This window comes from Labilibaculum euxinicum, assembly GCF_963678175.1.
GTDB lineage: Bacteria > Bacteroidota > Bacteroidia > Bacteroidales > Marinifilaceae > Labilibaculum > Labilibaculum euxinus.
Genome location: NZ_OY782756.1, coordinates 3,099,863 through 3,112,366, shown reverse-complemented (window position 1 = coordinate 3,112,366; position 12,504 = coordinate 3,099,863). Strand labels below are relative to the sequence as shown.

The window sequence follows — 12,504 nt, the reverse complement described above, 5'->3', positions numbered from 1 at the left end:
TAAGCCTAACTTTCGAGAATCATTTTATAAAATTCAATTGTTTGATTAACTACCTTACTAGGGTGAAACTTTCTCATTGCCTCTTCTCGTGCATGTTCAGAAAACCTGGAATAGAGTCCATCCTCATTACAAAATTTTAACAGGCATTCTTCCAACTCCTGCGAATTATCTGCATTAAAAACAAAACCTGATTTATTGGCGGTAATCATTTCAGCAACACCACCAACATCCGCCGCAATTACAGGTCGACCCCCAGCCATGGCTTCGGCTATACTAACCGGCAATGATTCCTGAAGAGAGGGCAAAACAAAAAGGTCAGCCTTCTTATACAAGTCCAACAACTCACTTTGACTTTTCCACCCCAAAAAGCTGACTTCATTCTCCAGGTTATGGTCTTTAATAAAACTAAATATCAAGTTCTTATAAAATTCATCTTTAAACCCACCGATCACATCCAATTTAAATCCCCCGGTCTTATTTTTTAATCTAAGCATCGCTTTTAGTAAGCATAGGAGGTTTTTTCGTTGATTGATGACTCCAACATATAAGATCCGATTTCCAAATTTTGAATGGGTTTTCAAATCAAAAAAAATTGGATTTACAGGATTAAAAATTAATTTCCCATAATAGTTCTGATTTCCTTTCAACTGCTCTAAAAACTTTCGATTATAACTGGAAATGAATATATAATTCTCAAACCTTGGATAAAAATAACGTTCAACAATCATTTTAAACCAAAATTTTAACTTGTCTGTTTTATTTTTTTGGTAATTAATTTCCTCCGCCATTATTCCATGTTGTGTGATTACAAGATTTTTCTTATTCAATCCCAATAAACAAAACAGCATTGGAGAAGCCCCTTGAATGTGCACAATATCCGGATTAAACTCTCGGATATGGTTATGGACATCCTTCCTCATTTGAAAAAAACTATTGAATAATTTGCCTCCAAATTGACTTTTTCTGAATAAATATTCAATTGTGATATTGCCGGCATATTTTACAGTTTTTCTGCAATCCGACTTCCCTAATGAAAGAATTAGCAGATTTACCTCTGGAAAAGACTCAAAACCCTTTAGCAAATTCACAACCACAGCATCAACCCCGCCTTGAATTGAATTAAGATTTACTGGCAGCGAACTTATCATTAAAACTTTCATTCAGGGTATATTTATCTATAATGAAACCAGATCGGTAAAATAAGTAGTGGCGTACTTATGATCAAGTAAAATTAAAGCAAGCAAAACAAAGTATAAGCCCTTTAAATATTCGTAACGAAGAAACACATTCGAATAACTCACTGTATCAATAAAAAAGACAATGGTTAGTACCAAAAAAGACAAATCGACAGGATTGCTTCTGTATTTTTTTAAAATCAGAGAAAATAACCGCAAATAGAATAGCAAAAACACTATGGTACCAAGGATGCCAACCTGCAGAAGCAACCATACTAATGTCATTCTTCCCCCATACCTCACTCCATATTCATTCTCCATTGATCCTTCCCGGGGATTGTATTTCGACTCAATGAGCTTACCTGCTCCATCTCCCAAAAGCATTTTATGTGAATCTGCATTTAATGTATAATTGATGAAATAGATCAAACCATCTTTTCTTCTCATCTCTGATTTATCACGACCTCCGGAGCTGGTGTAATTATTCACATAATTTGCAATGTAATTCAAATCAAAACTGCCCCAATTACTTTGTTCAGGATTTAAGGTTTTATTGGTTTTTGCTGTAAAGTAAAATATACCGGCTCCCATTAAACAGGCCACCAATACCTTACTTATAAATTTTCCGGAATAAACCCTTCTCTCTAACTTAACAAATAGAAAACCACAAATTATCAGGACTAATGGAATAAAAATGAGAATTGCCCGCTTGCTTCCAATTACCCCAAGAATGCAAAAGCAGATAATATATATCAGATATTTTTTCTTGTTTTCGAAGAGATACAGACTGAATAAAATTGTAATGACAAATAGAGGGAAAATTGCAGACACACTTCCAGCATTTATAGATAAGGTTCCAATTCCTCCATGTTCGGATTGTCCTATCAAAAAGAATTTTATAATTACTGCAGGAATTTGAATTGCAATAAGCAGTTTGATAAAGGAAATCACCTTTGAAATTACCAAAATGCTGTTTTCATTGATCAGAACAATAAAATACAAATAGGACAAGCTAGTATATACCAAAAAATAGAGTAAGGAAAAAGTATCAATTTTATTCACAAATGAACTGATTACCGCTAGTCCTGTAAATCCAACAAACCACCATACAAAAGGGTATTTTAACTGATTGCCTTTAGACACAAATGTGTAAATAAATAAGACTCCGCTGACAAAAGGTATTCCTATTTTATAAATTCCGGAATTAATTCCCAACAACTGAAAGATTCCAGTCATAAAAATCAACGTCCAGTAAAGATTATGAAACGCTAATTTAAGCATTGTCCATCAATCTGTTTAGATACGGTTTAAAGTTTCCATTTACGATTTTGTCCCAACGGTAATCCTCCAAAGAACTTACAACAGAATCATATTTGAAGAGATGTCTTTTTTGGTGATATTCCTGAAGTGCTTCATAAAATGACTCAGGTGTGTCGCGGCAAAGAATCCCATTTTCCTCATTTATTAAATTGGAATTCTCGACAGTGGCAGTACCTATGCAAACCATGCCTGCAAGAATGTACTCAAAAGTTTTAGTTGGAGGCTGAAAATCAAAATATGGAGTAATAGGAATGTAACAGACTCCAATGTTGGATTCTCTATAATAATCAAGAATTTCAGTTAAGTTTTTCCTCCCATGGAAGTGTACAATTTTAGAAAGGTTTAACTCTTTAATTGCATCCTGAAGCAAACGTTCTTCTTTTTCAGATCCAAAACCAAAAATGTTGTAGGAGCATTCAATCTCATCGCCATATTCCTCATAAAACATTGAAAACCCAATCACTGTTTCCTGCAATCTCCGGTGATTTAAAGTTCCTACATACAACAACTTAAGCTTATTATATCCACAATTGCTATCCTTCAAAATCTCAGCTCCTAACGGCAACCAGTGACATTTTGAAGAATTGATTTTTAGATGATTAATAAGACCTTTGGAAATAATTGTGATATGATTGAAGAAATAACTTTCAAAACGAAGCCGCCAATTCTGAATTGTATTGACTAAATAGTTTTCTTTAACTGATCCGGTTCTTATATCTAAAACCAATAATCTACTTCCTGAAAATATTTTAAGCAGAGAACAAAACTTAAAACTATACAAAAAAGTAATGTCGTAATTCTGTTGTCTGAATTCTCTGAATATAAATTTCAGCCACAGGATATATCGTAAAATCCGGTTGCCATCAACAGGTAAATATTTAACCGTAACACCTGATATGCTTATTTTCTCTAAACCTTCATCAAAACACAAAAATGTAATTACGTACTCATCTTTCAAGTATTTGCAGTAGAAATAATAATCAGTAAGATATCCAAACTGACTTGGTGAAATAAGGAGCAACTTCTTCTTTGTCATCTAATATTTATACAAGAACAACTTAAAATATGAACTAGTATATCATATCATACATAGCTTCATAAGACGAAATCATTTGTTTATGAGAGAATTTCTCCATAACAATCTTTCTACCGGTTTTACCTAAATCGCTCATCTGTTTTTTATCGCCAGCCAATTCGACAATGCAATTTGAAAGCTCTTCAATTTGATGCAAACCTACAATTTTTGCACAAGTACCATTTTTGGTAATCTCCCTAAAAACGGGTATATCTGAAATTATAACAGGTAATTCACAACTCATCATTTCCAATAAAGCCAATCCAAGACCTTCATAAGAAGATGGGAAAATTCCGATATCTGCTTGATGCAAATATTTCAAAACATTATCCTGCACACCATGAAAATATACATTATCGATCAAATGATTTTCTTTACAATATTCCTCTAATTGCTCCTTAACTCCAACGCCCAGAAAATACATTCTAAAATTCGGAAATTTCTTTTTTAGTACAGGCAATGAACGAATAATATCCCAGTGGTTTTTTGCAGGTAAAAACCGACCAACATGAATTAACACCGGATAATTTGTACTCTTTTCCGCATTGCCATTAACAGGTATAAAATAATCAATGTCAATTCCATTTAAAATGACAGAGGAATTCGAAAGTTTTAATTTTTCCTTCATTGTTTTTCGAACTTCTTCACTAACACAAACCAATTTAAAATTCAACAATTTGTATGTTAACATCTCTACATTCCTGTCAATACGGGAAAACCAATAGGATGATTTGTAATGCCCTCCCGAAGTGTGAATAGTAGCAATTCTATTTTTTATAGGCAGGTCTTTAATAACGGACAGAATCCATGTTCCAACTCCCCAAAAATGAGAATGTATTGTATCCGGTGCAATCTCCTTAAGTATTCTTCTAAATTTTATAAACACTTTCGGGGAAAAAAGCCAGAATCTCGAGTTCAAAGGTACACCCATAGAAATCACCGTTACACTTGTATTATTCTTTAGCTTTTCAGCCAACGGAACAGCATCGAAAATTGTGATAATATACACCTTATATTTTTGCTTGTTTAAATGGTTACAAATAGTAACACAAACATTCTCTGCCCCGGCAACTCTCAGCGAAAATATTACATGAACTATTTTTTTCATAACAACATAAATTCACAAAAAACAACTCAATTAATTGATTAAGAATGTATTATTCTTGATTTCTGAAAAGCAATAAGATTAAGTTTTTTATTGGTGAGATACAGTTTTGAAATTACTACTAAAGATATTTGTACCAACTGGGCAATAAAAATAATTTCGAATCCGGCACTTTCGTAAAACAGAAAAATCAGCAGCAAATAAATTAGGGACAAAACAATAATAATATAGAGTATTTGTCTGTGGTACCCCAAAAAATTGGCTGCAGGATGAATACCCATAAATATTAATCCCACAAAGAGATTAAAAATGGCAAAATCCAAATAGAAAATATATTTCAAGTACTCTTCGTTAAATACTATTCGAACCATAAATTCATCTAAAGCAATAAAAATTATATAACCTGCACTAAAAAAAAGAGCTAGGAATAAGAAGGATTTTAGCAATTTAGACCTGAGTTCTTTTAAATTATTTTCAGCAATTAATTCGCTGATTATTGGTGAAATTGTAATTGAAACCGGTCCTGCCATTCTATTGATTAATCCAGTAATGACTTTAATCATTTTAAAACAACCCGCATAACTTACCCCAAAAAAACCCGAAACAATCATTATATCAGCCTGAAATATAATCGTATCGAAAGATGAAATTAAATTGGAATAGAATGAAAATTCGAAAATATCTTTGTATTTATTTTTAATTAGCTTAGTGCTTTTTCTTAAAAATCCAGTTAAAGAGTCGGATTTTAAAACCTTGTAAAAAAATAGATTTAATGTAAAATCGTAAACAATTTCTCCAAATGCAAAGGCAATTATAATATAAACAAAACCAAGATCGAGCCAAAAAACGATCAATACAAGGATTAATTTAACGAATCCGGCAACGAACTGTGATTTAAAAAACAAATTATACTTGTCATGAACACGAAGATAACCTGTTGCTGTTCCATTAAGTTTTGTTAAAATGCTTAGCAAATGAATTTGGGCACAATACTTATACATCTCCGGCAAATTAATTGTACGGAAAATAATTTCCAGAAATATAATTCCAAAAACAAAGGCTATAATTGCGGTAATTAAATCGAGCCGAAAAGAAAATTTTAATAAGGATTGAATAAGATCTTTATCATCCTTTATTCTTGGATAGTATTTAATTATTGTTTGCCAGGTTTGAAAATTTAATAATGCTGCAACAGTCAGCGTGTAAGACTGAATAATACCAATAACTCCAAATTCATCAATACTTATATTTTTAGCAACAACTGCAAGAACCAGAAATCCCAAAAATGAGGCTACTATATTTGATGATAAAAGTATGGCTCCTCCCTTTAAGATTCTTGTATACATCTCATCAAATTCAAAAATTTCCAATTCAAAATCAATACAATTATTTTATTGAGGAGAATAAAACAGTCATCGCACTTTCTCCTGTTGATTGTTTTTATAACCGCCCGTCTACAAGATGACGTGGATAGATTGCTTTAACATCATAAACAACAGAATCGTGGCCATTTTTCAGGTTCTTTATATCTACCTTCCGAATTTCATCGTGAGCAACCGCAGCAACAATAGCATCGTACTTATTCCCATTCAGGTAAGGTATTATTTTCAAATCATATCTTTCCCTAACCTCAATCGGATTGGCCCAAGGATCATAAACCTCAACATTACAGCCGAACTCCTTAAGTTCCTTAATTAAACCTATCACTTTCGAATTTCTGATATCCGGGCAATTTTCCTTAAAAGTTATTCCCATCACCAAAACATTTGATCCGGGAATACGGAAACCTTTCTTAACCATTTCCTTGATAACATTAAATGCAATGAACAATCCCATATCATCATTTAATCTTCTTCCTGCCAGCAAAATTTGAGGATTATACCCCACTTCCAAAGCCTTGTGAGCTAAATAGTATGGATCAACACCAATACAGTGCCCGCCAACTAAACCTGGTTTAAATGATAAAAAATTCCATTTGGTGGAAGCGGCTTCTAAAACTTCATTGGTATCAATCCCTAGTTTGTTAAAGATTACTGCCAGCTCGTTTACAAATGCAATATTTATATCGCGTTGTGAATTTTCAATAACCTTTGCCGCTTCAGCTACTTTAATTGATGATGCCTTATAGGTTCCGGCTGTAATAATTGATTTGTAAAGCCGATCAACAAAATCAGCAATTTTTGGTGTAGAACCGGAAGTAATCTTACAAATTGTTGTAAGAGTGTGTACTTTGTCCCCTGGATTAATTCTTTCCGGAGAATAGCCGCAATAAAAATCTTTATTATAGGCTAAACCGCTGTATTCCACCAACACAGGGACACAATCTTCTTCGGTTGCACCTGGATATACTGTAGATTCATAAATTACAACATCGTTTCTTTTAAGTACCTTCCCAATGTATTTAGAAGCATCAAAAAGAGGTGTTAAATCCGGATGATTATTTTTATTTACAGGCGTTGGCACCGCAACGATATACACATTATATCCTCTCAACTGATCCGGATCGCTGGAGAATTGCAAATGAATGGATGATTTAAAATTATCAGCCCCCATATCTTTTCTCCAATCCAAACCCAATTTCAGGTCAAGCACCCTTTTTTCGTTGATATCAAATCCCAGCGTTGGATATATTTTACCAAATTCCATTGCTAAAGGCAAACCAACATACCCAAGTCCGATAACGGCGATTTTCACATTTTTCATCTGAGTATAATCTATTTTTTAGTTGTCGGATAGCCTGTTCAGATAAATCCGGAGAACTTATCATGAGTAAATAATCATGCTCGTGTGTGAGTTACTAATTATTAACTTACGAACGTTTCAACCATTACTTTATTTACACAAAAAACATCTGGAATATCACACATTTCTTATGGTGATTTGTATCCGTTTAACTAAGACGTTGCTTATTTTTTGGAAATTTTTATCAAAAAAAAATGAATTTTAAACAGTTTCTAAATATCTTTTTGATTTACTCCATTTAATTTATAGTTCCTTACCCATTCATTTTTTTGTTTTATTTCAATCAAATCTCTTAACTGATAAATTCGTTCAATAATATCAACAACTTTCAAACCTTCAAGTGCATTGGTGGCTATAACTCCATTATTCTGAATCTTATCAACAACATTTGCAATCACGTAATGATGATTTTGAGCAGATCCTTTATAAGCTCCATAATCTATTGGAGGATTAGATGGTTTTAGTTCCGGCATGGTGTAATTTTCTATGTCACAATAAACAACCTCATTCATATACTGACCAGCCACTTTAATCGTCCCCTTTTCACCGATAATGATTATAGAACTTTCCAAATTTCTTTTATAGACTGCAGTTGAATAATTTAAGCATCCGATTCCTCCATTAACAAATTCGAAACTCACAACACCCGAGTCCTCAAAATCCGTGAGCTTGGCGTGTTTAAAATCCTTAAATATTCCTTTCACATTCTTAATATCTCCAAACAGCCAATACACAATATCAATAAAGTGTGAGAATTGTGTAAATAATGTTCCACCATCCTCTTTTTGCCGTCCTCTCCAAGAATTTGGTCGATAGTATTGTTCATCCCTGTTCCAAAAGCAACTCAATTGAACCATATAAATCTGACCTAAACACTCCTGATTCATAATCTCTTTTAGCCATATTGCCGGTGGAGAATATCGGTTTTGTTTTACAACAAAAATATGCCGAGAAACCTCGAGAGACTTATACAACATCCGCTCAGCATCAGATTTACTTAACGCCATTGGTTTTTCGCAAACCACATGATATCCCATATTAAGAGCATTTATGGACATGTTAGCATGCAAACCATTTGGCACACACACATTAACAACATCCATCTCTTTATGATTTAACAACATCTCATCATAATTCCTATAGAAAGGAATGCCTGGAATATAAAGTTCCAATTCTTCCAATGGCAACAGGTCACAACAAGCAACTATTTCAGCATCATTATTGCACCTGATCATCTCCAGATGCCGCTTCCCAATGTGCCCCATCCCTACAATTCCAAACCGAATTTTTCTCCTTTTCATCATCACCAAAACCACATTTTACAAACAAATCTGCACAGAGGCATAATGTTGGTTAACATCTATAATTCAATCATTTAATTTCTCTCATGATTGAATAAATTTAGATCCTATTCCAATATACTCACTCATTCCTCCACACCATTTCATCTTTAATAAGATATTCCTGACCACTTTCCCAGCAAGTTGCGAACCCATTTTTATCAAAATTCAACCTATGTCCATATTCACTTACCCAACCAATTTGTTTAGATGGGTTTCCTACAACTAAAGCATAATCTTTAACAGATTTTGTTACCACCGCACCTGCTCCTACAAAAGCATATTTACCAATTTCAGTACCACAGATAATTGTTGCATTGGCTCCAATACTAGCTCCTTTGCGGATAATCGTTTCTTTGTAATCATTCTTTCTGATAATGGCCGACCGCGGATTAATTACATTCGTAAAAACCATAGAAGGTCCCAAAAACACATTGTCTTCACAAATTACTCCGGTGTATAAGGATACATTGTTTTGCACTTTTACATTCTCGCCCAAAATAACCCCCTTAGCTACCAATACATTTTGTCCAAGATTACAATTTGGACCAATTGTGCATCCACTCATTACATGGCTAAAATGCCAAATTTTTGTTCCTTGCCCAATTCTACAGTCTTCATCAATTACAGCAGATTCGTGGGCAAAATAGTTTTCTTCCATTTAAATTTATTGTTTGAAATAGGAACATTTATCAGGATATTATTCATAATTGTCTTAATGGAATCAGTGATAAATTTCAATTCATCCACTTTTATTTCCGTATGTATTGGGATTGATAACACTGTTTCACTTAGTCGTTCCGACACAGGTAAACAGCCAGTTGGATAGTCCGGGCTGCAATATGCTTTTTGCAGATGAAGAGGAATTGGATAATAAATCATTGAAGGAATTCCTCTTTTTTTCAGTCCATTTTGCAGTTTATCTCTTATATACCTAATATGAAATCGATCACTTAAATCAATTTTAAGAGTAAACTGATTGTAAACATGCGTTGAGAAGTTTGAACAAGAAGGAGCTGAAATGCCCCGAACAAATCTCAGTTGACTATGGTAATAGGCTGCTGCACGCCTTCTTTTTTCAGTAAATTCGTCCAGACAGCGAAGTTTTATTCGCAGAATGGCCGCTTGAATACTATCCAATCTGGAATTGCAACCAATAACATCGTGGTGGTATTTTATTCTTTGACCATGATTAGCCATCATTCCGGCTCTGGCTGCTAATTCGTCACTGTTTGTAAATAACGCTCCTCCATCACCAAAGCATCCCAGATTTTTTGATGGAAAAAAAGATGTTGTTCCTAAATCACCTATAGTTCCAGCCTTAACCGACCTTCCATCAGAATAATGGTAAACAGCTCCAACAGCCTGTGCTGTATCTTCAACAATCTTTAAATTATATTTTTCTGCGATATGGGTTACTTTTTCCATATCTGCGCATTGACCAAAGAGATGTACTGGAATAATTAATTTAGTTTTTTCTGTAATTTTCTTCTGTACATCATTAACATCCAAGTTAAATGTGTTAGGATCTACATCCGCAAATACAGGCTTCAACCCAAGTAATGAGATTACTTCTACGGTTGCAACATAAGTAAATGATGGAACAATAACTTCATCTCCCGGTTGCAATTGCAGAGCCATAATTGCCAATTGCAAAGCATCGGTGCCATTGGCGCATGGAATAACATGCTTTATGCCCATCCATTGAGCGAATTCCTCAGAAAAACAGCTTACATCCGGGCCATTTATAAATTTGCCTGATAGTAAAACTCTATTTATTGCTGAATCAATTTCATCTTTTAATCTGGTGTATTGCCCGATCAGATCAACCATCACAATCTCCCTACCCATCTGATTTTTTTTTACAAAGTTTCAAGTATACAGCTACAACATCAAAATTGCATAATGATGTAATATGTTAGATTAAATTTAGAAGAGGGAGGGAGGAATAGAGAGAGGTTTATTAAGGCAATAAAATCCTAATAAAGGAAGAACTTGGGCACTACTTCGTTTCCTCAATCCCACGATAAAGAATGGGATTGAATTGTTTCTTTCTCCAAAGCTTTGCTTTGTGAGGTGAAATTCACTGAAACAAAATTGGGCTAATATTTTATTTCTTAATAAAATTATAAAGCAAACAATTACTTAATTTCGATCATCGCAGTTCATGTATCTTATTTATTTTCTGTTTGCAAGTAATACAAGTTCAAACCATTTTGAATAATAATCAATGAAAAAATTGTTAAATCTGTCGATTTAAATAAATTCTTTTACAAAATATTGTTTTCCATCCATAAAACACCCTTATCATTCCATAAGAAAAATTAAACAAATACTCTGTAAACATAGTGTTTATACCATTTTCTCATCTTTTGTAATTGATTACAAATGGATTTGAATCTAAAATTCCTTTTCCCTTTATTAAATATCTTTTATTCCTGAATTTATTAATAAGATATTTTCGTTTAAAATTAATTTTATACAGCAATTCATCAATAAAACTGCCTTCTCTCCAAACTTTATCCTTCTCCGACTTTAGGTCTCTGTATACAGAATGTACCACATCCCATTTTTTGTAATAGTAGATCTCATCTAACCAATAGAGTTTTCCCCTACCCTTTTCTTCAACTTGCCTCTGAAGAAGATTTACATTCTCTCCAGGATCAGCTTCCAAATCATAGAGTTCTTCTTTTTTACCCCTCTTATTGAAGATATACTTAAAATTGTCCTTAACAACTGCTAATTTCCGGTTTTCCTGCATAAAATATTGAGTATCAATAAATACATGATCATTATGAATTATTTTACCTTCAAGAATTATATCCATTAACTGAATATGGCTGGTAGGGAATTCAATTGTTTTGTTGCCATCAATCCTAGGTGTAATCAGAGGAACTTTAACCGCACTTTCATAAAGATGAAATCCATATACCGGAATCCCTTTAGACATATTCATATGACCATGATCAGAAGTAATGTAAATGGAATCATCACTAAAATGTTTCCGCATTTCACCAACAAACTCGTCAAAAACTTCAATATCTGAATCATAGCATGTTTTACCATACAAAACATGTGGAAAATGAACCCAAATAAACACTTTAGTCTCAATAATTTCTAAAACTCCATCGACAATTTTACTTAATGTTTCCTGAATAACAGCCTCCTCATCGATTCTCTTTATTCGTTCAGAACCAACTTTTTGCTCAATATCCAGATTATGAAAATTCGTCTTCTCTCCGTATATTTTCGTATAAGGAACCACATTTTGAAACCAACTTTCACCCCAAAATATATGGCATGCATATCCCTTATTCTCAAGAATTCGAAATAATGATTCTCCTTTAAAAACTTCAACTTCAGTAAATTCCTTTCTGTCCAATTCATGACAGTATTTTCCTGTGAACATTGAAGAGTATGACATTGCTGAAGTTGCTGCAGCAGTGTAGTGTCGGTGAAAAATGGTTCCCTTATCCGCCAACTCATCAATATTTTTAGTTTTCCACAATTCACTGCCATAACAACCTAATGCTGCTGTTCTTAGCGTATCTTTCGAAATCAGAAGTATTTTTTCTTTCACATCAGTTCGTTTTAATATTCGTAAATTAGCAACACTATAATTATCAGTTTCTGCAATAAGTTATGGCAGATAATTTAATATCCGGGAATAATACTTTCTATAGACAAATTTGTACAGAAATATAATGCCGTCCCTGGTTCTCGGGACTAAAACTCAATCATAATCAG

10 protein-coding genes are annotated in these 12,504 nt (G+C 33.5%); all 10 read right to left on the bottom strand.

The window, feature by feature from the left end; genetic code table 11:
* Window positions 1–5: 5 nt before the first annotated feature.
* The gene (locus ACY0M5_RS12340; protein ID WP_461629344.1) at window positions 6–1,160 is read right to left on the bottom strand and encodes a glycosyltransferase family 4 protein; all 1,155 of its coding nucleotides are present in this window, start codon (window positions 1,158–1,160) and stop codon (window positions 6–8) included.
* A 15-nt stretch (window positions 1,161–1,175) separates the two neighbouring features.
* Window positions 1,176–2,411 (bottom strand): hypothetical protein, encoded by a 1,236-nt coding sequence (locus ACY0M5_RS12335; RefSeq protein ID WP_461629343.1) that lies wholly within the window; start codon window positions 2,409–2,411, stop codon window positions 1,176–1,178.
* Window positions 2,412–2,448: 37 nt separating this feature from the next.
* Entirely contained in the window at window positions 2,449–3,531 is a 1,083-nt protein-coding gene (locus ACY0M5_RS12330; protein ID WP_461629342.1) for a glycosyltransferase, read from the bottom strand.
* Window positions 3,532–3,565: 34 nt separating this feature from the next.
* On the bottom strand, window positions 3,566–4,678 hold the full coding sequence (locus ACY0M5_RS12325; protein WP_461629341.1) for a glycosyltransferase: 1,113 nt from the start codon (window positions 4,676–4,678) through the stop codon (window positions 3,566–3,568).
* A 38-nt stretch (window positions 4,679–4,716) separates the two neighbouring features.
* Window positions 4,717–6,021 (bottom strand): lipopolysaccharide biosynthesis protein, encoded by a 1,305-nt coding sequence (locus tag ACY0M5_RS12320; RefSeq protein WP_156196018.1) that lies wholly within the window; start codon window positions 6,019–6,021, stop codon window positions 4,717–4,719.
* 94 nt (window positions 6,022–6,115) lie between these two features.
* Window positions 6,116–7,378 (bottom strand): nucleotide sugar dehydrogenase, encoded by a 1,263-nt coding sequence (locus tag ACY0M5_RS12315; protein WP_461629340.1) that lies wholly within the window; start codon window positions 7,376–7,378, stop codon window positions 6,116–6,118.
* A 251-nt stretch (window positions 7,379–7,629) separates the two neighbouring features.
* Window positions 7,630–8,721: a Gfo/Idh/MocA family protein gene (locus ACY0M5_RS12310; protein ID WP_461629339.1), complete on the bottom strand. Its 1,092-nt coding sequence runs from the start codon at window positions 8,719–8,721 to the stop codon at window positions 7,630–7,632.
* A 118-nt stretch (window positions 8,722–8,839) separates the two neighbouring features.
* Window positions 8,840–9,418: an acyltransferase gene (locus ACY0M5_RS12305; RefSeq protein WP_461629338.1), complete on the bottom strand. Its 579-nt coding sequence runs from the start codon at window positions 9,416–9,418 to the stop codon at window positions 8,840–8,842.
* A complete protein-coding gene (locus ACY0M5_RS12300) occupies window positions 9,382–10,608 on the bottom strand; it encodes a DegT/DnrJ/EryC1/StrS family aminotransferase (RefSeq protein WP_461629337.1) in 1,227 nt (408 codons plus the stop codon). The genes ACY0M5_RS12305 and ACY0M5_RS12300 overlap by 37 nt, the downstream gene beginning before the upstream one ends.
* 514 nt (window positions 10,609–11,122) lie before the next feature.
* Window positions 11,123–12,337: a sulfatase-like hydrolase/transferase gene (locus ACY0M5_RS12295; RefSeq protein WP_461629336.1), complete on the bottom strand. Its 1,215-nt coding sequence runs from the start codon at window positions 12,335–12,337 to the stop codon at window positions 11,123–11,125.
* Window positions 12,338–12,504 lie beyond the last annotated feature (167 nt).